18 protein-coding genes and 1 tRNA gene are annotated in these 22,542 nt (G+C 69.2%); 16 read left to right on the plus strand and 3 right to left on the minus strand.

Translation table 11 applies throughout. The features are described from left to right. Window positions 1-62: 62 nt before the first annotated feature. The 3 genes from AB5J53_RS32655 to AB5J53_RS32665 all read right to left on the minus strand — a co-directional run bounded on the left by AB5J53_RS32655 (window position 63) and on the right by AB5J53_RS32665 (window position 2,453). On the minus strand, window positions 63-593 hold the full coding sequence (locus AB5J53_RS32655) for a carbonic anhydrase (RefSeq protein WP_369249196.1): 531 nt from the start codon (window positions 591-593) through the stop codon (window positions 63-65). Window positions 594-1,203: 610 nt separating this feature from the next. Further along, complete coding sequence (locus AB5J53_RS32660) at window positions 1,204-1,827, minus strand: hypothetical protein (protein ID WP_369249197.1); 624 nt, start codon at window positions 1,825-1,827, stop codon at window positions 1,204-1,206. A 554-nt stretch (window positions 1,828-2,381) separates the two neighbouring features. Next, window positions 2,382-2,453, minus strand: a tRNA-Arg gene (locus AB5J53_RS32665). Window positions 2,454-2,672: 219 nt separating this feature from the next. Here AB5J53_RS32665 and AB5J53_RS32670 point away from each other — a divergent pair. From AB5J53_RS32670 to AB5J53_RS32745, 16 genes are all read left to right on the plus strand, one after another. Continuing rightward, window positions 2,673-3,212 (plus strand): response regulator, encoded by a 540-nt coding sequence (locus AB5J53_RS32670; protein WP_369249198.1) that lies wholly within the window; start codon window positions 2,673-2,675, stop codon window positions 3,210-3,212. 483 nt (window positions 3,213-3,695) lie between these two features. Continuing rightward, window positions 3,696-4,673 (plus strand): ArgS-related anticodon-binding protein NrtL, encoded by a 978-nt coding sequence (gene nrtL / locus AB5J53_RS32675; RefSeq protein WP_369249199.1) that lies wholly within the window; start codon window positions 3,696-3,698, stop codon window positions 4,671-4,673. A gap of 7 nt (window positions 4,674-4,680) precedes the next feature. Beyond that, entirely contained in the window at window positions 4,681-6,072 is a 1,392-nt protein-coding gene (lysA, locus tag AB5J53_RS32680) for a diaminopimelate decarboxylase (protein WP_369249200.1), read from the plus strand. A 144-nt stretch (window positions 6,073-6,216) separates the two neighbouring features. After that, window positions 6,217-7,509: a homoserine dehydrogenase gene (locus AB5J53_RS32685; RefSeq protein WP_369249201.1), complete on the plus strand. Its 1,293-nt coding sequence runs from the start codon at window positions 6,217-6,219 to the stop codon at window positions 7,507-7,509. A gap of 6 nt (window positions 7,510-7,515) precedes the next feature. Continuing rightward, complete coding sequence (gene thrC, locus AB5J53_RS32690) at window positions 7,516-8,574, plus strand: threonine synthase (protein WP_369249202.1); 1,059 nt, start codon at window positions 7,516-7,518, stop codon at window positions 8,572-8,574. 461 nt (window positions 8,575-9,035) lie between these two features. Beyond that, window positions 9,036-9,965 carry a homoserine kinase gene (gene thrB, locus AB5J53_RS32695; RefSeq protein WP_369249203.1) on the plus strand — a complete coding sequence of 310 codons (930 nt, stop codon included), beginning with the start codon at window positions 9,036-9,038 and terminating at the stop codon, window positions 9,963-9,965. Between the two features lie 388 nt (window positions 9,966-10,353). Beyond that, on the plus strand, window positions 10,354-12,375 hold the full coding sequence (gene rho, locus AB5J53_RS32700; protein ID WP_369249204.1) for a transcription termination factor Rho: 2,022 nt from the start codon (window positions 10,354-10,356) through the stop codon (window positions 12,373-12,375). 160 nt (window positions 12,376-12,535) lie between these two features. Beyond that, window positions 12,536-14,335, plus strand: a complete 1,800-nt coding sequence (locus AB5J53_RS32705) for a trypsin-like serine protease (RefSeq protein ID WP_369249205.1) — start codon at window positions 12,536-12,538, stop codon at window positions 14,333-14,335. Window positions 14,336-14,544: 209 nt separating this feature from the next. Then, the gene (locus AB5J53_RS32710) at window positions 14,545-15,684 is read left to right on the plus strand and encodes an LCP family protein (protein WP_369249206.1); all 1,140 of its coding nucleotides are present in this window, start codon (window positions 14,545-14,547) and stop codon (window positions 15,682-15,684) included. 169 nt (window positions 15,685-15,853) lie between these two features. Next, window positions 15,854-16,075 carry a 50S ribosomal protein L31 gene (gene rpmE / locus AB5J53_RS32715; RefSeq protein WP_352052736.1) on the plus strand — a complete coding sequence of 74 codons (222 nt, stop codon included), beginning with the start codon at window positions 15,854-15,856 and terminating at the stop codon, window positions 16,073-16,075. Between the two features lie 135 nt (window positions 16,076-16,210). After that, complete coding sequence (gene prfA / locus AB5J53_RS32720; RefSeq protein WP_369249207.1) at window positions 16,211-17,287, plus strand: peptide chain release factor 1; 1,077 nt, start codon at window positions 16,211-16,213, stop codon at window positions 17,285-17,287. Window positions 17,288-17,337: 50 nt separating this feature from the next. Beyond that, window positions 17,338-18,183 (plus strand): peptide chain release factor N(5)-glutamine methyltransferase, encoded by an 846-nt coding sequence (gene prmC / locus AB5J53_RS32725; protein ID WP_369249208.1) that lies wholly within the window; start codon window positions 17,338-17,340, stop codon window positions 18,181-18,183. A 53-nt stretch (window positions 18,184-18,236) separates the two neighbouring features. Further along, window positions 18,237-18,884 (plus strand): L-threonylcarbamoyladenylate synthase, encoded by a 648-nt coding sequence (locus AB5J53_RS32730; protein ID WP_189189183.1) that lies wholly within the window; start codon window positions 18,237-18,239, stop codon window positions 18,882-18,884. After that, window positions 18,881-19,546 (plus strand): protein-tyrosine-phosphatase, encoded by a 666-nt coding sequence (locus AB5J53_RS32735; protein WP_369249209.1) that lies wholly within the window; start codon window positions 18,881-18,883, stop codon window positions 19,544-19,546. Before AB5J53_RS32730 ends, AB5J53_RS32735 begins: the two co-directional genes overlap by 4 nt. Before the next feature lie 240 nt (window positions 19,547-19,786). Further along, a complete protein-coding gene (gene glyA, locus AB5J53_RS32740; RefSeq protein ID WP_369249210.1) occupies window positions 19,787-21,055 on the plus strand; it encodes a serine hydroxymethyltransferase in 1,269 nt (422 codons plus the stop codon). 129 nt (window positions 21,056-21,184) lie between these two features. Beyond that, window positions 21,185-22,537 (plus strand): MraY family glycosyltransferase, encoded by a 1,353-nt coding sequence (locus AB5J53_RS32745; protein ID WP_369249211.1) that lies wholly within the window; start codon window positions 21,185-21,187, stop codon window positions 22,535-22,537. The last annotated feature ends 5 nt before the right edge of the window (window positions 22,538-22,542 follow it).

The raw sequence follows: 22,542 nt of genomic DNA on the forward strand, positions 1-22,542 counted from the left end.
GCAGATCCCGGTACAAGCCGCAGGCCCACGGCGGTCGCGCCGCCGGCAGGCACCGCGCGGTGTCATGCTTCCACTCGCGCGGGCGGGACGACGACGTCGATGAGCCCGGTGGCCACGTCGTACACGAGCCCTGAGACGAAGACTCCGGCCGGAAGCTTCTGCTTGAGGATTTCGACGTCGACGCGGACGGCGGCGACCGGGTCGGTGACCGCCTTGGCGTCCAGGTCTCCGGCCGGAACTTCGAAGTAATCGGCCAGCAGCTCGGGGAACGCGGCCAAGTCCGTGATCCCGCAGTCGGTGTGGTGCAGGACCGCATAGTGGACGTCGCCCGGGCGAGGGCCGCCCGTGCGGGCCTGGACGACCTTCGAGAGCATCTCCAGCGTCCGGAGTGTCGCGGGCGTGACCCGCCCTCCGACGTTGCGGATCACCGCTGCCTCGCCGAGCTTGAGCCCGAGCACGTCGGACGGGTCGACACGAGGGTCGACGCATCCGATGACCGTCAGACTGCCACTGGGCATGAGCTTGAGGTTGGCGAATGATCCGCCGTCGGCGAACCCGGCGTTCCGCTTGGTTAGCTCGTCCGTGTCGATCACTGTGACGGTAACCCCTTGTTGCTCTGAGCCTGGACCCCGGTGACGCCGACGGCGACATCCAGTTGCCGCCAATCTTGGCCCGCCGCTGCCTCCCATGCCACTCGACTTTGCGGCAAATCGTGATCACGCAGGTCATCGCCTTGCGTGATCCGACACGGCGAGTCGGCGCCGAGATGCCACCCCAACCCAACAATTCCCCCAGCTCCCATCCCGTCCGCCGTCGAGCCACGCCCGCTCGGCTCTGCCTGGGTCGACGGCGGACGGGATGGGTGCTCCCCGCGCACGCCACTCTCCGGCCGGCACTCGCGAACGGCGCCCCCTCCATCTCGGAGCCTGAGCGCCCCCGCCGGAGGCTCGAGGTGTCGACCCGACAGAGGTCGCCGAACGAGCGGGCAACAGGGTTGAGGTCCTGCTCGGCCGTTATAGTGCCTCGACGGTCGGCAAGAGGTGGCGAACCGCCGGATCGAAGACCTGCTGGGTGAGTACGAATGATCAACTGGCGTGATCTTGATCCCTTTGAATAAAGCGGGGATCTGAAGCGTGCCGCTACGCAGCCCCCGAAAAGGCTTGCGGCGTTCTCATGAGTGGAGGACACCGCAAGCCTTCACGACTACTGCGAGTTGTAGGCCTTAATGCTCACCGCCGGGCCGTTGGAGTTGCGTGCCACCGCGGCGGCCGCCTTCCCGGTCACGTGTACGACTGCGGTGCCATGGGCCGGCACTCGCGTCAGGTCACCAATCGCTGTGACCTCGATGGCTTGCTGGGTGACGCCCTTGGGTGGCTGGTCCCAAAGAATGTAGGCGATCCGTACGGAGACGGGGATGTCATCCTCATTGGTGAGCCTGACCGCCGAGAAGCGCTCGAACCTGACGATCTCGCGCCCTTGGCTGTCCAGCGCCTGTGTCGTCACCTCGTGCAGTCCGGCGGGTATCGAGGCGATCGTCGTGTTCCGCACTGTCACACGGACATCCGCCACGTCATGTTTGCCTGGACCGGAGAACCGCAGGATGTCGTTGCTCGCTCCATACGGCGCCACCAGTTCTCCCCGGTCGCTTCCGTACACCGTGCTCACCTTCACTTGGCGCAGCACATGATCATGCTTGTCCAGTGCCTGGAACGACAGTTCTGGGACCACGGAGGCGGGGTAGTTGTTCGTGAGCTCCAAGATCTGGTTCATGGTCTCGTCTACGCCGGAGTCGCCCACGTAATGGAATGACAGCGCCTTGGACGCCACGTCGTTCTCGTAAGAGGCCCCGGAGTGGCGTGCATCTCGGGCCTTCCCTGCGTCTACGCTCGGCCCGCACGCGGCCAGGAGTGCCCCGCTCGCAGCCACTGCCACACTCGCGGCAGCCAGTCTTCGCCGGCCCACCTTCACGACAAGCCCCCCTCCCCATTTATCACTGTCGGCGGGACGTTATACGACCGTCGTCCCCTGGCGTCCGGTGCCCCCGCTTGGGCTTCAGGGTTGATCCACCTCAGTCGCAAGCGACGGGAGTGTGTTCCGCGTGGGCGGTGCGAACAATCCACGTGGGCAGAGCACTGAAAGTGGGCGTCTGTCTGCCCTTCACGCACGGGCGAGGAGGGCTAAGGGCCTGCTCAAGGCGCGGGTCCTTGCTATTTCCGGGGCTGAGCTGCGCGGATGCTTCAAGATCCTTTCCACGAGTAGTCCACAGGCGCCGACATAGGGCCGCTCAGGGCGGCATACGGCTGCGCAGGGCTATAGATACGCGAAGACCCCGGCCTCAGCGTTTCCGCTGGTGACGGGGTCTTTGGGCACCTCATACAGGGTGCCCCCGGCAGGATTCGAACCTGCGCACACGGCTCCGGAGGCCGTTGCTCTATCCCCTGAGCTACGGGGGCGTGTCGGGCGCGGTGTTCGCGGCGACGGGTAGAACCCTACCAGCTCTTTCGGGGGTGATTGCCATGGGTTTTGGTGGGGGAGGGGTGGGGTTCCGGGAAGGGTGTGGTGGGTCTGTTCCGGGGGCTGCGGTGTCGCTCCGCCGGAGTTGTGGCGGGGTGGTGGCGGGGGCCCGCGAGGCCCCCGCACAGGGTGGAACCTGACCCCCGCACGGGGTGGAAGTGGGGAAAACCCGGACGCGGCGGCTGGCGCGGACCTACTCTCGAGTTGTGCCAGGCGCGTCCGGTCGGGTGCTTGTTGTGGACGACAACAAGGTCATCCGGCAGCTGATCAGGGTCAACCTCGAACTGGAGGGTCTCGAGGTCGTGACCGCGGCCGACGGTGCCGAGTGCCTCGACATCGTGCATCAGGTGCGGCCCGATGTCGTGACCCTCGACGTGGTGATGCCTCGGCTCGACGGGCTGCGGACCGCCGCCCGGCTCCGTGCCGACCCCCGGACCCGGAATCTGCCCCTCGCCATCGTGAGTGCATGCACTCAGTACGAGGTCGAGAGCGGGCTGGATGTGGGTGTCGACGCTTTTCTCGCCAAGCCTTTCGAACCTGCCGAACTCGTGCGGCTCGTACGACAGTTGATGGAGCGGCGGGGGCGTGGGGGCAGTGCGGGGGTTGGTGGCGAGGATGGCTCGCCGTCGTTCGAGGGTGCCTTCGGGGGCACCGCCGGGGTCGAGGAAACCGAGCGCGCCGGACGCGCCGGTCATTGAACGAGTACGGGTACGGGTTCGGGTTCGGGTACGGGTACGGGTACGGGTACGGGTACGACTGTCCCCGATAGATCCGACGGTCACCGATGGATGCGCGGGTCATCGGACACGCGGGTCATCGTCCACGCGGAGTCACTGACGCGACGGCCACCAAAGCCTGAGCGGTACGGCCGCTCAGCCGGACGCCCGCCACACCGCGCAGACGCCTTCACACCGCACAGACCCGTCACACGGCGCAGACACCCGTCACACCGCACAGACCCGTCACACGGCGCAGGCACCCGTCACACGGCGCAGGCACCCGTCACACCGCGCAGACCCGTCACACAGCGCAGACACCCGTCACACCGCACAGACGCCCATCACAACACCGCACAGCCGCCTCTCCCGTCACCACCCCGCAGTCCAAGCCCCCGTCCACATCCCGGACCCTCGCCCAAACCGACTCGCCTACCCACCCCCCTCCTCCCCTACGCTTGTCCCGTGACCCCCGTCGAGCTCTCCCGTACCGTGCTGCGCGCGGTGCGTCGTGCTGTCGACGCGGGGGAGCTGAGTGTCGCTGTGCCCGCACGGGCCGTGGTCACGTTGCCGGGGCCGGGTGGGTGTGGGGATTACGCCACGAACATCGCCCTCCAGCTGGCGCGCCCGGCCGGGCGGCCGCCCCTGCAGGTCGCCGAGATCCTGCGGCCGCACATCAGCGGCACCCCCGGTGTCGCGGACGTCGCGATCACCGGACCCGGGTTTCTGAACATCAGCCTCGGAGGCGGGGCGTCCGCCGCCCTGGTACGAGACATCGTCACGCGGGGCGGGCGGTACGGGCACAGTGACGTCCTCGCCGGCCGGGTCGTCGAGTTGCGCGTGCCGTACGACACCCGTGCCGAGGTCGTCGCAGACACCCTCGTACGGATCGTCGCCACCCAGGGCGGCCGCGCCGAGGTGCGGCACGCCGAGCCGGTGAACCTGCGGCCCGTACCGGCGCCGGAGGATCCCGCCCCGCTCGGCCCCGACGCCGCCCGCTGGGCCCTGCTCCACCCCGCACCCCATGACCGGCCCCGGATCACCGCCGACCACCTCGTTCAGCGCGAGAGCAACCCTCTCTTCCGTATCCGGTACGCCCACGCCCGCACCCGGGCCCTCGGCCGCAACGCCTCCTCGCTCGGATACGTCGGCGACCCCGGTGACGTACGCCACGAGGGTGAGCTCCTCGACCTCCTCGGCGCCCTCGCCGAGTACCCGCACGCCCTGCGTGTCGCCGCGACCCAGCGCACGCCCGACCGGCTCGCCCGGCACCTCGTCGTCACCGCCGACGCCTTCCTCGCCCACCAGCACACCGTGCTGCCGCTCGGCGACGAGAAACCCTCGGCCGCCCACCGCGCCCGGCTCGCGCTCGCCGAAGCCGCCGGGACGGTGCTGGCCGGCGGCCTGTCCCTGCTCGGCATCAGTGCCCCTGACTATCTGTGAGAGAAGAATGAGCCGTTCCGCACACCCCGCCGGGCCCCGTCACGCCGACGTCCTTCCCGAGGGCCACTACAGCGCCCCGCCCGCCGACCTCAACGCCCTCGACCCCAAGGTCTGGGCGCACACCGTCACCCGTGACCAGGACGGTGTGGTCAGTGTCGGAGGGATCGAAGTGACGCGGCTCGCCGAGGAGTTCGGCACTCCCGCCTACTTCGTCGACGAGGCCGACTTCCGCGCCCGGGCGCGTGCCTGGCGTACCGCCTTCGGTCATGACGCCGATGTCTTTTACGCCGGCAAGGCGTTCCTGTCGCGTGCCGTCGTGCGCTGGTTGCACGAGGAAGGCCTCAATCTGGATGTGTGTTCGGGTGGTGAGCTCGCCACCGCCCTGTCCGCCGGCATGCCCGCCGACCGCATCGCCTTCCACGGCAACAACAAGTCCGCGCAGGAGATCGAGCGGGCCATAGAGGCCGGCGTCGGACGTATCGTCCTCGACTCGTTCCAGGAGATCGTGCGGGTCGCGCACATCGCCTCGTCCCTCGGCAAGCGGCAGCGGGTGCAGATCCGGGTGACCGTCGGCGTCGAGGCGCACACCCACGAGTTCATCGCCACCGCCCACGAGGACCAGAAGTTCGGGATTCCGCTCGCCGGGGGGCAGGCCGCCGAGGCCGTACGGCGTGCGCTCCAGCTCGACGGGCTTGAGCTGATCGGGATCCACTCCCACATCGGCTCGCAGATCTTCGACATGTCGGGCTTCGAAGTCGCCGCGCACCGCGTCGTCGGGCTGCTCAAGGACATCCGTGACGAGCACGGCGTCGAGCTGCCCGAGATCGACCTCGGCGGCGGTCTCGGCATCGCGTACACGAGTGACGACGATCCGCGTGACCCGCACGAGATCGCCAAGGCCCTCACCGAGATCGTCACCCGTGAGTGCGAGTCCGCCAAGCTGCGGACTCCGCGTATCTCCGTCGAGCCCGGGCGCGCCATCGTCGGCCCGACCGCCTTCACGCTCTACGAGGTCGGCACCATCAAGCCGCTCGACGCGCTGCGGACGTACGTCTCCGTCGACGGCGGCATGTCCGACAACATCAGGACCGCGCTGTACGACGCCGAGTACAGCGTCTCCCTCGTCTCGCGGACGTCGGACGCCGAACCCATGCTCGTACGCGTCGTCGGCAAGCACTGCGAGAGCGGTGACATCGTCGTGAAGGACGCCTTCCTGCCCGCCGACCTGGCCCCGGGTGACCTCATCGCGGTCCCGGCGACCGGTGCGTACTGCCGCTCCATGGCCAGCAACTACAACCACGTACTTCGCCCGCCCGTCGTCGCCGTGAACGACGGCGAGGCCCGGGTGATCGTCCGCCGTGAGACGGAGGAGGACCTGCTCCGCCTGGACGTCGGCTGACGCATGCTCCAGGGGCGGAAGATCTCCTGTCTTCCGCCCTCGTTCAAATGAAATAGACATCTCACGATCCGGACAAAGGACAGAAACCCCCGTCCGGTGAGTGAGACTGGTCAAACCGAAGACGGTATGAGGAAACGAGGTCGGATGATGCGTACGCGTCCGCTGAAGGTGGCGCTGCTGGGCTGTGGGGTTGTCGGCTCAGAGGTGGCGCGCATCATGACGACGCACGCCGAAGACCTCGCCGCGCGCATCGGAGCCCCCGTCGAGCTGGCAGGTGTCGCCGTCCGGCGGCCCGCCAAGGTCCGCGAGGGCATCCCGGCCGACCTCATCACCACCGACGCCACGGCCCTCGTCAAACGCGGCGACATCGACGTCGTCGTCGAGGTCATCGGCGGTATCGAGCCGGCTCGCTCCCTCATCACCACCGCGTTCGAGCACGGCGCCTCCGTGGTCTCCGCCAACAAGGCGCTGCTCGCCCAGGACGGGGCCGCGCTGCACGCGGCGGCGGAAGAGAATGGCAAGGACCTCTACTACGAGGCCGCCGTCGCCGGTGCCATCCCGCTGATCCGGCCGCTGCGCGAGTCCCTCGCCGGCGACAAGATCAACCGTGTGATGGGCATCGTCAACGGGACGACGAACTTCATCCTCGACAAGATGGACTCCACCGGGGCCGGCTATCAGGAGGCCCTCGACGAGGCCACCGCCCTGGGGTACGCCGAGGCCGACCCGACCGCCGACGTCGAAGGCTTCGACGCCGCCGCCAAGGCCGCGATCCTGGCCGGAATCGCCTTCCACACGCGCGTGCGCCTCGACGACGTCTACCGCGAGGGCATGGCCGAGGTCACTTCCGCCGACTTCGCCTCGGCGAAGGAGATGGGCTGCACCATCAAACTGCTCGCCATCTGTGAGCGGGCGGCTGATGGGGGCTCGGTCACCGCGCGCGTGCACCCCGCGATGATTCCACTGAGCCACCCGCTCGCCTCCGTGCGCGGTGCGTACAACGCCGTGTTCGTGGAGTCGGATGCCGCCGGGCAGCTCATGTTCTACGGGCCGGGCGCCGGCGGCTCCCCGACCGCCTCCGCCGTCCTCGGCGACCTCGTCGCCGTCTGCCGCAACAAGCTCAGCGGTGCGACCGGGCCCGGCGACTCCGCGTACACCCAGCTGCCCGTGTCGCCCATGGGCGACGTCGTGACGCGCTACCACATCAGCCTCGACGTGGCAGACAAACCGGGTGTTCTCGCCCAGGTGGCCACCGTCTTCGCCGAGCACGGTGTCTCGATCGATACGGTTCGCCAGCAGGGCAAAGACGGTGAGGCCTCCCTCGTCGTCGTCACCCACCGTGCGTCCGACGCGTCCCTGAACGGGACCGTCGAGGCGCTGCGCAGCCTCGACACCGTGCGGGGTGTCGCCAGCATCATGCGGGTTGAAGGAGAGTAACCAGCAATGACCCACCAGTGGCGCGGAATCATCGAGGAGTACCGGGACCGGCTGCCGGTATCCGACAGCACGGAGGTCGTGACGCTCCGCGAGGGCGGTACGCCGCTCGTGCCCGCGCAGGTGCTCTCCGAGCGCACGGGCTGCGAGGTCCACCTCAAGGTGGAGGGCGCCAACCCGACCGGGTCCTTCAAGGACCGCGGTATGACCATGGCCATCACGAAGGCCAAAGAGGAGGGCGCGAAGGCGGTCATCTGCGCCTCCACCGGCAACACGTCCGCCTCCGCGGCCGCCTATGCCGTACGGGCCGGGATGGTCTCCGCCGTCCTCGTCCCGCAGGGCAAGATCGCGCTGGGCAAGATGGGCCAGGCCCTCATCCACGGCGCGAAGATCCTCCAGGTCGACGGCAACTTCGACGACTGTCTGACGCTGGCGCGGGCGCTGTCCGACAACTACCCGGTGGCGCTGGTCAATTCGGTCAACCCGGTGCGCATCGAGGGCCAGAAGACCGCCGCCTTCGAGATCGTGGACATGCTCGGCGACGCGCCCGACATCCACGTCCTGCCGGTGGGCAACGCGGGCAATATCACCGCGTATTGGAAGGGCTACACCGAGTACGCCGCCGACGGCATCGCCCAGCGGACGCCCCGCATGTGGGGTTTCCAGGCCTCCGGATCCGCCCCCATCGTGCGCGGCGAGGTCGTCAAGGATCCCTCGACGATCGCCACCGCGATCCGTATCGGCAACCCGGCCTCGTGGAAGTTCGCACTGGCCGCGCGGGATGAATCGGGCGGTCTCATCGATGAGGTGACGGACCGTGAGATTCTGCGCGCCTACCGGCTGTTGGCCGCGCAGGAGGGCGTCTTCGTCGAGCCGGCCTCCGCCGCGTCCGTCGCCGGCCTGCTGAAGGCCGCCGAGCAGGGCAAGGTCGACCCGGGCCAGACGATCGTCTGCACGGTCACCGGCAACGGCCTCAAGGATCCCGACTGGGCCGTCGCGGGCGCCCCGCAGCCGGTCACGGTCCCGGTGGACGCGGTGACGGCGGCGGAGCGGCTCGGTCTGGCGTAAAGCGGAGCGGCTCGGGCCGGCGCAAGGCCCAGCGGTTCGGCCTTGCGCAACGCCGGGCGGCTCGATCTGGCGTAAAGCCGCCTGGCGTAAACCCGCCAGAGCCGGCCGGTGGCAGACAGACCTTGTCCCAGGCGGGCGGAAACCTCGTCGGAGGCGGGCGGAAAATCGCCAGAAGCCGACGAAAACCGCCCGACGCCGGGGTCACCCCCACGGCAACCCGACGGGGGGTGCACAGGGGGCTTACGACACGCATCGTGCGCCTCCTGTGCGCCCTATGTCGCCACAGAACCTTCCTTCGATAGGCTGTACCGAACCCGCCCGCCGCATATGCCGCGGTGCCACGCCGTCATCACGGCCTCCGGGTCTTCCGCACGTATCGCAACTCATCGCAAGTCATCGCAGTTCATCTCAATTCATCGAAAATCTCGTACATCACGCAGCTCAAGGAGAGTCATCGAGCGATGGCCGGTCCAGCGTTCCGCGCCGCCGCCGTCCGGGTGCGCGTCCCCGCCACCAGTGCCAACCTCGGCCCGGGCTTCGACGCCCTCGGCCTGTCACTGGGGCTGTACGACGACGTGGTCGTCCGGGTGGCCGACTCCGGGCTGCACATCGACATCGCAGGTGAGGGCAGCGAGACGCTCCCGCGCGACGAGAGCCACCTCCTCGTACGCTCCCTGCGCACCGCCTTCGATCTGCTGGGCGGACAGCCGCGCGGCCTCGAGATCGTCTGCGCCAACCGCATCCCGCACGGGCGGGGCCTCGGCTCCTCCTCCGCCGCCATCTGCGCCGGCATCGTCGCCGCGCGCGCCGTGACCATAGGCGGGGACACCAAGCTCGACGACACCGCGCTGCTGGAACTCGCCACCGAGATCGAGGGACACCCCGACAATGTCGCGGCCTGTCTGCTCGGCGGTTTCACGCTCTCCTGGATGGAGGCCGGCGCGGCGCGGGCGATCAGAATGGAGCCCGCCGATTCCATCGTTCCGGTGGTTTTCGTACCGGGAAAGCCGGTGCTCACCGAGACCGCGCGGGGACTGCTGCCGCGCACCGTGCCGCATGTCGACGCCGCCGCCAACGCGGGCCGCGCCGCACTGCTCGTAGAGGCCCTGACCCGGCGCCCCGAGCTGCTGCTGCCCGCCACCGAGGACCGGCTGCACCAGGAGTACCGCGCCCCGGCGATGCCGGAGAGCGCGGCCCTCGTGGAGCGGCTGCGCGCCGACGGCATCCCCGCGGTGATCTCCGGCGCGGGCCCCACCGTCCTCGCCCTTGCGGACCGGGCTTCGGCCGACAAAGTCGCCGATCTCGCAGGTCAGGGGTGGGCCGCCAACCGGCTGGATCTCGACGCCCAAGGGGCGAGTGTGCTGCCGCTCGCACCCCTCGGGGTCAATTAGCGGCGCACGGTTGCCGGATTTGGAGAGGGGGAATGTTTGTTGGATCCGGTAGTGTTAACCTCAAGTCTGCACCCGAACCCACCATGTCGAGGTGCTTCGTGTCCCCGTCCGGGACAACCATTCTTCCGGGAGCCTCCCAAACTGCTTTGTGCCATGCATTGGGTGCTATGCGCTGAGCAGTACTGAGCACGCTCCGGAACCGGCGTGACCGTGCCGATGACACCGCAAATCAGTGCCACGGCTCCGGAATCGTCATCACTTGATATTTCTTCCGCCTCTTTGGCGGACCACCGCCCCGGCACGGTCCACACAGCAAGGACCAAAGCCGGACAGCACAACCGGTCGCCGAGCCAGACAGGCCGACGTCCGCTCCAGGGAAGGACCCTTCGTGAGCGACACCACCGATCTGATGGGCGCACGTGTCGAGGAGACCGCTGCCGCGCCCGCCACGGACGCCTCCGCGCCTGCCACCGGTGCCGGCTCCCGGCGGCGCCGCGGTACCGGCCTCGAGGGCATGGTGCTGGCCGAGCTGCAGCAGGTCGCATCCGGCCTCGGCATCAGGGGCACCGCGCGCATGCGCAAGAGCCAGCTGATCGAGGTCATCAAGGAGGCGCAGGCGGGCGGGGGAGCCCCGGCGAAGACCGCCGAGGCAGCCACCGAGACCAAGCCGAAGCGCCGGGCCACCTCGAAGGCTCGTACGGGCGACGAGGCCGCCGCTCCGGCCGAGAAGAAGGCCGAGAAGGCCGCCGCCGAGAAGGCCGTGGCCCAGCAGCAGATCGAGATCCCCGGCCAGCCCGCCAGCGACGACGCCCCCGCTGAGCGCCGTCGTCGCCGTGCCACCGCCGAGGCCGGCAGCCCCGAGACGGTCGCCGCCGAGGCGAAGAGCGAGCCGAAGGCCGAGGCGCCGGTTCAGACGCAGGGCGAGCCCAAGGGCGACACCGCTGAGGGTGCCGACGGCCGTCAGGGCCGCCGTGACCGCCGTGACCGCGACCGTGACCGCGGTGGCCGTGACCGCGACCGCGACCGCCGTGGCAAGGGCGACGAGCAGCAGGGCGGCCAGGGCGGTGGTCAGCAGCGTCAGGACCGCCAGGACCGGCAGCAGCAGGGCGGCGGCCGTCAAGACCGCCAGGACCGGCAGCAGCGTGACAACGGGCCGCAGGACGACGACGACTTCGAGGGTGGCCGCCGCGGCCGCCGCGGGCGCTACCGTGACCGCCGTGGCCGTCGTGGCCGCGACGAGATCGCCGAGCCGCAGGTCGCGGACGACGACGTCCTGATCCCCGTCGCGGGCATCCTGGACATCCTCGACAACTACGCGTTCATCCGTACCTCGGGTTACCTTCCGGGTCCCAACGACGTGTACGTCTCCCTCGCCCAGGTCCGCAAGAACGGGCTGCGCAAGGGCGACCACGTCACCGGCGCGGTCCGTCAGCCCAAGGAAGGCGAGCGCCGCGAGAAGTTCAACGCGCTCGTCCGACTGGACTCCGTCAACGGCATGGCGCCCGAATCCGGGCGTGGGCGGCCGGAGTTCAACAAGCTGACGCCCCTGTACCCGCAGGACCGGCTCCGTCTGGAGACCGACCCGGGTGTGCTGACGACCCGCATCATCGACCTCGTCGCGCCGATCGGTAAGGGCCAGCGCGGTCTGATCGTGGCCCCGCCGAAGACCGGCAAGACCATGATCATGCAGGCGATCGCCAACGCGATCACGCACAACAACCCCGAGTGCCACCTGATGGTCGTCCTGGTCGACGAGCGTCCGGAAGAGGTCACCGACATGCAGCGGTCGGTCAAGGGCGAGGTCATCTCCTCGACCTTCGACCGCCCGGCCGAGGACCACACCACGGTCGCCGAGCTCGCCATCGAGCGCGCCAAGCGTCTGGTGGAGCTGGGCCACGACGTCGTCGTACTGCTCGACTCGATCACGCGTCTGGGCCGTGCGTACAACCTCGCCGCCCCGGCCTCCGGCCGCATCCTGTCCGGTGGTGTCGACTCGACCGCGCTGTACCCGCCGAAGCGCTTCTTCGGTGCCGCGCGCAACATCGAGGACGGCGGCTCGCTGACCATCCTGGCCACCGCGCTCGTCGACACCGGCTCGCGCATGGACGAGGTGATCTTCGAGGAGTTCAAGGGCACCGGCAACGCGGAGCTCAAGCTCGACCGGAAGCTCGCCGACAAGCGCGTCTTCCCGGCCGTCGACGTCGACGCGTCCGGTACGCGTAAGGAAGAGCTCCTGCTCGGCAGCGACGAGCTCGCCATCACCTGGAAGCTGCGTCGTGTGCTGCACGCGCTCGACCAGCAGCAGGCGATCGAGCTGCTCCTCGACAAGATGAAGCAGACGAAGTCGAACGCCGAGTTCCTGCTGCAGATCCAGAAGACGACGCCGATGCCGGGCAACGGCAACGACTGAGGTCAGCACGGCAGAGCAGCACTGAGGGCCGCCCCCGTCACGCAGGTGACGGGGGCGGCTCTTTGCGCGGAATGGGGCACGTGTACGATCGCGCCCTTGAACTTCTGCTGACGCAGATCTGAACTCTTGACTCTGAGGGGGGACTTGAGTGGGTACACCCATGTCCGGGGGCGGTCGCCACAGACGCCGCATACGGATCGCCGTCCCGGTCGCGGCCGCCGGTCTGGCCGCCGCTGTCGCGGGGGCACTGCTGATGTCGTCCGCGAACGCCGCCACGGCCCTGCCGACGCCGACCACGAAGCCCAGCATCGCCGCGCCCAGCGTGGCCGAGCTGCAGAAGCGCGTCGCGGGCGCCCTCGCCGGTGACGACACCGCGGGTCAGGCGGCCAAGAAGTCGTCGCTGAGCGCCGGCACGAACACGTCGAGCGTCGACCCGAAGATCATCGGTGGCAGCGAGACCACCATCAGCACGGCCCCGTGGATGGCACAGCTCTGGTACTACGACGACAAGGGCACCACCGACGAGAGCGACGACCTCGGCTTCTTCTGCGGCGGCTCCGTCGTGTCGCCGACGAAGATCCTCACCGCCGCGCACTGCGTCAAGGGCTACAACTGGTACAAGTACGGCGCCGTCGTCACCGGCACCGCCCAGCTGCCCACCAGCGACAGCTCCGGCAACACCGACCTGCACGGCGGCACCGTCTCCCTGCCCCTGCGGCAGTGGAACCACCCGTCGTACAGCTCGACGACCATCGACAACGACATCGCGGTCATCACGCTGGACAGACCCGTCACCGCCAAGCCGATCCGCATGACGACGTCCGGTGACACGGCCTCGTACGCGGCCGGAACCCAGGCGACGCTCTACGGCTGGGGCCGCACCAGCTCCACCACCCAGGACATCTCCGAGACCCTGAAGACGGCCACGCTGCCCATCAACTCCGACAGCACCTGCACCGGTGCCTACGGCAGCGAGTTCATCAAGGGGCACATGGTCTGCGCGGGCAAGCCGGCGACCGGCAGCGACACCGGCACCACCACGGCGTGCAACGGCGACTCCGGCGGCCCGCTGATCGTCGGCGGCCGCATCGTCGGCGTCGTCTCCTGGGGCGTCCAGGACTGCGTGGCGGAGGGCGCCTACAGCGTCTTCTCGAAGGTCAGCACCTATGTGGGCGCGGCCTACCCGAGGGTGGACGACACCAACCTCAGCCGTGACCACAAGGCCGACCTCTGGGTGCGCAACTCCTCCACCAAGACGGGCTACGAGAAGGACTCCACGGGCACGTCGTTCGCCGCGCGCGAATCGTTGGGCGACTGGGACGGCGTCAACGTCGTGCTGCAGACCGACCTGAACCGGGACGGCGTCCAGGACTTCGTGGTCCGCCAGAGCGGCACCGGAGACGTCTACTGGTCGCACTACGTGTGGGCGAGCCAGAGCTGGTCCACCGACAAGATCTTCAGCGGCTGGAACACCCGTACCCGCATCGTCGCCCCCGGTGACGTCACCGGCGACTACCTGCCCGACCTGCTCTCGGTCGACTCCGGCGGCACGCTGTGGATCTACCCGGGCAAGGGCAACGGCACCTTCTCCAGCCGGGTGAGCGTCGGCACGGGCTGGAACCAGTACAACTCCCTGCGCGGCCACGGCGACTTCACCGGCGACGGCAAGACCGACCTGATCGCGCGCAGCAAGACCGGCTCGTACGTCTACCTCTACAAGGGCACCGGCAAGTCCGGCAGCGGAGCCTTCTCCAGCCGCGTCAAGGTGCGCACCTGGGACGGCTACAACGCCTTCGACGCCCCCGGTGACGTGACCGGCGACGGCAAGGCCGACTTCCTGGCCCGTACGCCCGGCGGCACGCTCTACCTGTACCCGGGCACCGGCAAGGCGACCAGCGAGATCTTTGCCACAAGAATCTCGGTCGGTACCGGTTTCCAGCAGTACGACATCTTCGGCTGAAATCGCAGGTGAGCGGGGTTTCCCCGGATTCGCCGATGACGCAGCGTGCCCATCGCTTCACGTGGTGGGCACGCTGCGTTGTGCAACCCTTTCCCGAGTTTCCCCGTCTGACCGTACGGAGTGACCATGAGGCGGTACGCATCGTCACGGCCAGATGGGCTTGGCCCTGAAAGCAGGGGGTAACCGACCGCAGAGGGACTGAGGAGCACATGCCTGCCGAGAGCACGCCGGAACCCGCCATACCCGGGGAGCCCGGCACGAGCGCCCCGCGCCACCGCGGGAAGGGCCGCCGCCGCAAGACGCGCAGCACGCGTAGCAAGGCCCTCCTCATCACGGCCTGGACCGCCGCGGGCATCGTCGTACTGGGGGGCACGGGCGCCGGGATCCTCTACTTCAAGCTCAACAGCAACCTGAAGAACGTCGACATCAACCAGGCCCTCGGCACCGACCGGCCGACGAAGGTCGACAACGGCTCCGCGAACATCCTGGTCCTGGGCTCCGACACGCGCTCCGGCAGCAACAAGAAGCTGGGCGGCGGCACCGACGACGGCAGCGCCCGCTCCGACACGGCGATGATCGTGCACGTGTACAAGGGGCACAAGAAGGCCAGCGTGGTCTCCATACCCCGCGACACCCTCGTCGAGCGGCCCTCGTGCACCGACACCAAGGGCGTGACGCACGACGCGGCCTCCGACGTCATGTTCAACTCCGCGTACTCCACCGGCGGCGCCGCCTGCGCGGTGAAGACCGTCGAGTCCATGTCCGGTATCCGCATGGACCACTACATCGAGGTCGACTTCAGCGGCTTCGAGAAACTCATCGACGACCTCGGCGGTGTCACGGTCACCACGACCAAGGACATCAAGGACTCCGACAGCCACCTGAACCTGACGGCCGGCACGCATACTCTCAACGGCAAGCAGGCGCTCGGCCTCGTCCGCACCCGGCACGGTGTCGGCGACGGCTCCGACCTCGGCCGCATCCAGCTCCAGCAGGCGTTCATCAAGGCCCTGGTGAACCAGGTGAAGCACATCGGCGTCCTCTCCAACCCGAAGAAGCTGTACGACCTCGCCGACACCGCGACCAAGGCCGTCACCACCGACTCCGACATCGGCTCGGTCACCGACCTCGCGTCCTTCGCCAACGGCCTCAAGGGCATCAGCTCGTCGAACATGAACATGGTGACGATGCCGGTCCAGTACGACGCCGCGAACGCCAACCGCGTGCTGGTCAGCAAGGCCAAGGCCGAGCTGGTCTGGAAGGCGCTGAAGGACGACCGGCCGATCCCGAAGGCGGCCACCGAGGGCACGGCCACCGGCACCGCGAAGGGCGTCGTCAGCTCGTCCTGAGCCCCCTGAAGCCCGTCGTGAGCCCCTTTGACGGAGCCCGGGAATAGATCGCGGCGCCCCCCGGTTTTGGGGGATGCGGTCAGTCCTGGCAGACTGGTACGTCGGCTCCGGTTCACGCTCCCGCAATCCGCGGCGGCGACCCGGCGCCCTCCCGAAACTAGGAGACACCTTGAAGCGCGACATCCACCCCGAGTACGTCGAGACGCAGGTCAGCTGCACCTGTGGCGCGTCGTTCACCACCCGTAGCACGATCTCCAGCGGTGCCATCCGCGCCGAGGTCTGCTCCGAGTGCCACCCGTTCTACACGGGCAAGCAGAAGATCCTCGACACCGGTGGCCGTGTGGCCCGCTTCGAGGCCCGCTTCGGCAAGGCTGCCGCTGCCAAGAAGTAGCGAGCCCACAGCGCCGGTCTCCGGCGTCCCCTGCTCGGGGGCGCCGGGACCGGCGCTTTGCGGTGCAGCCCCCATTCGTCGTACCTAAGTCCCCGAGCCCATCATGGAGCTGGGGACAGTCCATTGGAGCCGGAGATGTTCGAGGCGGTCGAGGAACTCATCGGCGAGCACGCCGATCTGGAGAAGAAGCTCGCTGACCCGTCGGTCCACGCCGACCAGGCCAACGCGCGCAAGCTGAACAAGCGCTACGCCGAGCTGACCCCGATCGTCGCGACGTACCGCTCATGGAAGCGATCCGGGGACGACATCGAGACGGCGAAGGAGTTCGCCGCCGACGACCCGGACTTCGCCGCCGAGGTCAAGGACCTGGAGAAGCAGCGCGAGGAGCTCACCGAGAAGCTCCGGCTGCTGCTGGTCCCGCGCGACCCCAGCGACGACAAGGACGTCATCCTCGAGATCAAGGCGGGCGCAGGCGGCGACGAGTCCGCCCTGTTCGCGGGCGACCTGCTGCGCATGTATCTGCGCTACGCCGAGCGCGTCGGCTGGAAGACCGAGATCATCGACTCCACCGAGTCCGAGCTCGGCGGTTACAAGGACGTCCAGGTCGCCGTGAAGACCAAGGGCGGCCAGGGCGCCACGGAGCCCGGCCAGGGCGTCTGGGCGCGCATGAAGTACGAGGGCGGCGTGCACCGCGTGCAGCGCGTGCCCTCGACCGAGTCGCAGGGCCGTATCCACACCTCCGCGGCCGGTGTCCTCGTGACCCCCGAGGCCGAGGAGGTCGACGTCGAGATCCACGCGAACGATCTGCGCATCGACGTCTACCGCTCCTCCGGGCCCGGCGGCCAGTCCGTCAACACCACCGACTCCGCGGTGCGCATCACGCACATTCCCACCGGAGTCGTCGCCTCCTGCCAGAACGAGAAGAGCCAGCTGCAGAACAAGGAGCAGGCGATGCGTATCCTGCGCTCCAGGCTCCTCGCGGCGGCACAGGAGGAAGCGGAGCGGGAAGCCGCTGACGCCCGTCGCAGCCAGGTCCGTACCGTCGACCGCTCCGAGAAGATCCGTACGTACAACTTCCCGGAGAATCGCATCTCGGACCACCGAGTCGGCTTCAAGGCGTACAACTTGGACCAGGTGCTCGACGGGGACCTCGACGCGGTCATCCAGGCCTGCGTCGACGCGGACTCGGCCGCGAAGCTCGCCGCCGCGTAAAAGCCGTCCCGTAAAGCCGTACGACAACAGCTCAGCCCCGGAGGACCAGCGTGAACCTGCTGCTCGCGGAAGTGGCCCAGGCCACCCAGCGGCTGGCCGACGCCGGCGTGCCCTCGCCGCGCAACGACGCGGAGGAGCTCGCGGCCTTCGTGCACGGCGTGAAGCGGGGCGAGCTGCACACCGTCAAGGACGTGGACTTCGACGCCCGTTACTGGGAGGTGATCGCGCGCCGCGAGGCCCGCGAGCCGCTCCAGCACATCACCGGGCGGGCCTACTTCCGCTACCTGGAACTCCAGGTCGGGCCAGGGGTGTTCGTGCCCCGGCCCGAGACCGAGTCCGTGGTCGGCTGGGCCATAGACGCCGTACGCGCGATGGATGTCGTCGAGCCGCTGATCGTCGACCTCTGCACGGGCTCGGGCGCCATCGCGCTCGCCCTCGCGCAGGAGGTCCCGCGCTCCCGTGTGCACGCCGTGGAGCTGTCCGAGGACGCCCTCCAGTGGACGCGCAAGAACGTCGAGGGGTCCAGGGTCGATCTGCGCCAGGGAGACGCCCTGGAGGCCTTCCCGGACCTCGACGGGCAGGTGGACCTGGTCATCTCCAACCCGCCGTACATCCCGCTCACGGAGTGGGAGTACGTGGCGCCGGAGGCCCGGGACTACGATCCTCAACTCGCCCTGTTCTCGGGGGAGGACGGACTCGACCTCATCCGCGGCATCGAGCGCACCGCGCACCGGCTGCTGCGCCCCGGCGGTGTCGTCGTCATCGAGCACGCCGACACCCAGGGCGGGCAGGTGCCGTGGATCTTCACCGAGGAGCGGGGCTGGGCCGACGCGGCCGACCACCCGGACCTCAACAACCGGCCGCGGTTCGCGACCGCCCGCAAGGCGATGCCGTGAGTACGCGCATCGCGTTCCCCAGCCAGCAGTACGTGTACGAGGAGGCCCGCTAAATGGCACGGCGATACGACACCAACGACGCGACCGACCGCACCACCGGTCTGCGTGAGGCCGCGTCCGCCGTCCGCCGTGGCGAGCTGGTGGTCCTCCCGACCGACACCGTGTACGGCGTCGGCGCCGACGCGTTCTCCTCGGAAGCCGTCGCCGACCTCCTCGAAGCCAAGGGCCGGGGCCGCAACATGCCCACCCCTGTCCTCATCGGCTCCCCGAACACGCTGCACGGCCTGGTCACGGACTTCTCCGAGATGGCCTGGGAGCTCGTCGACGCGTTCTGGCCGGGCGCGCTCACGCTCGTCGCCAAGCACCAGCCGTCCCTGCAGTGGGACCTGGGGGACACCCGTGGCACCGTCGCCGTGCGCATGCCGCTGCACCCGGTGGCCATCGAACTGCTCACCGAGGTCGGCCCGATGGCCGTCTCCTCCGCGAACCTCACGGGACACCCGGCTCCCGAGGACTGCGACGCCGCGCAGGAGATGCTCGGCGACTCCATCTCGGTCTACCTGGACGGCGGCCCGACCCCGGGCATCGTCCCGTCCTCGATCGTCGACGTGACCGGCAAGGTGCCCGTGCTGCTGCGCGAGGGGGCACTGTCGGCGGAGGAGCTCCGGAAGGTCGTACCCGACCTCGAGGTGGCGAATTGACAGCCCCTGACGCGGGGCGTGGCATAGGCACGGGGATCACGGGGGCCAATGGGTCCCCCAGGGGGTCCTTCCGCATCCTCCACGTCAGCACCGGCAACGTGTGCCGCTCGCCGATCACCGAGCGGCTGACCCGGCATGCCCTGGCGGACCGGCTCGGCGACCCGCTGTGGGGCGGCCTCATCGTGGAGAGCGCGGGCACCTGGGGGCACGAGGGGGCGCCCATGGAGGCCAACGCCGCGACGGTCCTCACGGACTTCGGCGCGGACCCTTCGGGCTTCGTCGGCCGCGAACTCCTCGACGACCATGTCATCCGCGCCGATCTGGTCCTGACGGCCACCCGTGACCACCGGGCCCAGGTCATCTCCATGGGGCACTCGGCGGGGCTGCGCACCTTCACCCTGAAGGAGTTCACCCGGCTCGTACGGGCCATAGACACGGCGACGCTTCCGCCGTTGGACGGGGGCGTGATCGAACGCGCCCGCGCCCTCGTGCAGGCTGCCGCGGCTCTACGCGGGTGGCTTCTCGCGCCCACCGCGGAGGCGGACGAGGTGTACGACCCGTATGGGGCGCCGCTGCCGTTCTTCCGGTCGATCGGGGACGAGATCAACGAGGCGTTGGATCCGGTGGTGACCGCGCTGACGGGGGTGCCTGCGCGTACGTAGGCTGCGTAGGCCCTCGCCGGGTTTCTTTGCACGGCACCCGGCGCCGCAGGCTGTGCCCACCCTCCCCCAAGCTCTCGGCTTCGTCGCTCGAGCAGGGGCCCCCATCGTCCCGGCGGAACGATTGCCCACCGCAGTAGCGGTAGCGGCTCGGCCACCCGGCAGGGCGTAACACCGGGCGTCCCATCGGCCTCGGGCCTACATTGGACGTAGCGCACCCCCCGCTCAGGCCCGGAGCTCACCATGTCGGTCACGCATGCTCAGGAAGCCGTACGGCCCGCCGTTGCCGGGCCCGAGTTCGACGTGCTCCGCCGTCAGGACCCCGAGCTCGCCGAGATCCTCATCGGGGAGCTGGACCGCCAGTCGACGACGTTGCAGTTGATCGCGGCCGAGAACTTCACCTCGCCGGCCGTGCTGGCCGCGCTCGGGTCGCCGCTGGCGAACAAGTACGCCGAGGGGTATCCGGGCGCCCGTCATCACGGCGGCTGCGAGATCGTCGACGTCGCGGAGCGGCTCGCGGTGGACCGGGCCAAGGCCCTGTTCGGTGCCGACCACGCCAATGTGCAGTCGCACTCCGGGTCTTCGGCCGTCCTCGCCGCGTACGCCGCCCTGCTGCGCCCCGGTGACACCGTGCTGGCGATGGGCCTGCCCTTCGGCGGTCACCTCACGCACGGGTCGCCCGCGAACTTCTCCGGCCGCTGGTTCGACTTCGTCGGCTACGGCGTGGAGGCGGAGACGGGGCTCATCGACTACGAGCAGGTGCACGCCCTGGCTCGTACGCACCGTCCGAAAGCCATCGTCTGCGGGTCCATCTGCTATCCCCGGCACATCGACTACGCCGCCTTCCGGGAGATCGCCGACCGGGTCGGCGCCTATCTCATCGCGGACGCCGCCCACCCCATCGGGCTGGTCGCGGGCGGAGCGGCACCCAGTCCGGTGCCGTACGCCGATGTCGTGTGCGCGACGACGCACAAGGTGCTGCGCGGGCCGCGTGGCGGCATGATCCTGTGCGGGAGCGAGCTGGCCGAGCGCGTCGACCGGGCCGTCTTCCCGTTCACCCAGGGCGGCGCGCAGATGCACACCATCGCCGCCAAGGCCGTCGCGTTCGGTGAGGCGGCGACTGAGGCCTTCGCGGCGTACGCCCATCAGGTGGTCGCCAATGCGCGGGTGCTCGCCCAGGAGCTGGGCGACGAGGGGCTCGCGATCACCACCGGTGGCACCGACACCCATCTGCTGACCGTCGACACCGCGCCGCTCGGCGTCGACGGGCGGACCGCCCGGGGCCGGCTCGCCGCCGCCGGGATGGTGCTGGACTGCTGTGCGCTGCCCCACGGGGACGCCCGTGGCCTGCGGCTCGGTACGGCGGCCCTGACCACCCAGGGGATGGGCGAAGCGGAGATGGCGCGGATCGCCGTACTGTTCGCGGGGGTGCTGCGGGAGGACCTCGACGGCAGGGACGTGCGTGAAGAAGTGCGGGAGCTGACCGGAAGATTTCCGCCCTATCCCGACTAGAGAGGGGTACGCGCACCCGTGTGCACAGCCACTCGTGCAACCATCGTCGCTACCCGGAAGTCCCCAACCATATGCGCGCATCGCTAGGGTGTGGGGCTGAGATGGCCAGCGAGACCTGTGGGGAAGCCCGTGCGTGAATACCTGCTGACGCTCTGCATCACGGCCGCGGTGACGTATCTGCTGACAGGGCCGGTGCGGAAGTTCGCGATCGTGGCCGGAGCCATGCCGGAAATCCGTGCGCGCGACGTGCACCGGGAACCCACTCCGCGGCTCGGCGGCATCGCGATGTTCTTCGGGCTGTGCGCGGGCCTGCTGGTCGCCGACCACCTGAAGAACCTCAACGCGGTGTTCTCGAATTCGAACGAGCCGCGCGCGCTGCTCTCCGGGGCGGCGCTGATCTGGCTGATCGGCGTCCTGGACGACAAGTTCGAGATCGACGCGCTGATCAAGCTGGGCGGCCAGATGATCGCCGCGGGCGTCATGGTCATGCAGGGTCTGACGATCCTGTGGCTGCCGATCCCCGGCGTCGGCCTGGTCGCGCTCACCCAGTGGCAGAGCACCCTGCTCACCGTCGCACTCGTCGTGATCAGCATCAACGCGGTGAACTTCGTCGACGGCCTCGACGGCCTCGCCGCCGGCATGGTGTGCATCGCCTCCGCCGCGTCGTTCCTGTACGCGTACCGCATCTGGTACAGCTACGGCATCGAGGCCGCCGCCCCGGCGACGCTGTTCGCGGCGATCCTCATGGGCATGTGCCTCGGCTTCCTGCCGCACAACATGCACCCCGCGCGGATCTTCATGGGCGACTCCGGCTCGATGCTCATCGGCCTGGTGCTCGCCGCCGGTGCGATCTCCATCACCGGACAGGTCGACCCCGACGCGATGAACCTGTTCTCCGGTTCGGAGCGCAACACCGTGCACCAGATGGTGCCCGTCTACATCCCGCTGCTGCTGCCGCTGACGATCATCGCGGTGCCGGCCGCCGACCTGGTGCTGGCCATCGTGCGGCGCACCTGGCGCGGACAGTCCCCGTTCGCCGCCGACCGCGGACACCTGCACCACCGTCTGCTGGAGGTCGGCCACTCGCACAGCCGTGCCGTGCTGATCATGTACTTCTGGTCGGCGCTGATCGCCTTCGGAGCCCTGGCCTTCTCGGTCAACTCGGCGTCCATGTGGATCGTGCTCGGCATCGCGGCGCTCAGTGCCGTCGGTCTGGTCCTGCTCCTGCTGCCGCGCTTCACGCCGCGCGCCCCGCGCTGGGCCGAGCACCTCGTGCCGCCGCGCTACCGCCGCCGCAGGGCCGCCTCCGCGGCCGAGGCCGAGCCGTCCGTCACGCATGGGACGGCGGTGGCCGAGGAGCCGGAGGAGGCCCGCGAGCACCGCACGCCGGTCGTGGCCGGTGTCTCAGGAGTCAACGGAGCGACGGCAATTGGCCCTCGCTCGCGCTTCCTGGATCGGCGCAAGGCCGGATCGTCGCGCTGACGCAA

This window comes from Streptomyces sp. R41, from assembly GCF_041053055.1.
GTDB lineage: Bacteria > Actinomycetota > Actinomycetes > Streptomycetales > Streptomycetaceae > Streptomyces.

Coding starts and splice junctions, on each gene's coding strand:
- lysA (WP_369249200.1), top strand. CDS start 4,681: ATGAGCCGTTCCGCACACCCCGCCGGGCCCCGTCACGCCGACGTCCTT.
- AB5J53_RS32685 (WP_369249201.1), top strand. CDS start 6,217: ATGATGCGTACGCGTCCGCTGAAGGTGGCGCTGCTGGGCTGTGGGGTT.
- thrC (WP_369249202.1), top strand. CDS start 7,516: ATGACCCACCAGTGGCGCGGAATCATCGAGGAGTACCGGGACCGGCTG.
- thrB (WP_369249203.1), top strand. CDS start 9,036: ATGGCCGGTCCAGCGTTCCGCGCCGCCGCCGTCCGGGTGCGCGTCCCC.
- AB5J53_RS32705 (WP_369249205.1), top strand. CDS start 12,536: ATGTCCGGGGGCGGTCGCCACAGACGCCGCATACGGATCGCCGTCCCG.
- AB5J53_RS32710 (WP_369249206.1), top strand. CDS start 14,545: ATGCCTGCCGAGAGCACGCCGGAACCCGCCATACCCGGGGAGCCCGGC.
- prfA (WP_369249207.1), top strand. CDS start 16,211: ATGTTCGAGGCGGTCGAGGAACTCATCGGCGAGCACGCCGATCTGGAG.
- AB5J53_RS32730 (WP_189189183.1), top strand. CDS start 18,237: ATGGCACGGCGATACGACACCAACGACGCGACCGACCGCACCACCGGT.
- glyA (WP_369249210.1), top strand. CDS start 19,787: ATGTCGGTCACGCATGCTCAGGAAGCCGTACGGCCCGCCGTTGCCGGG.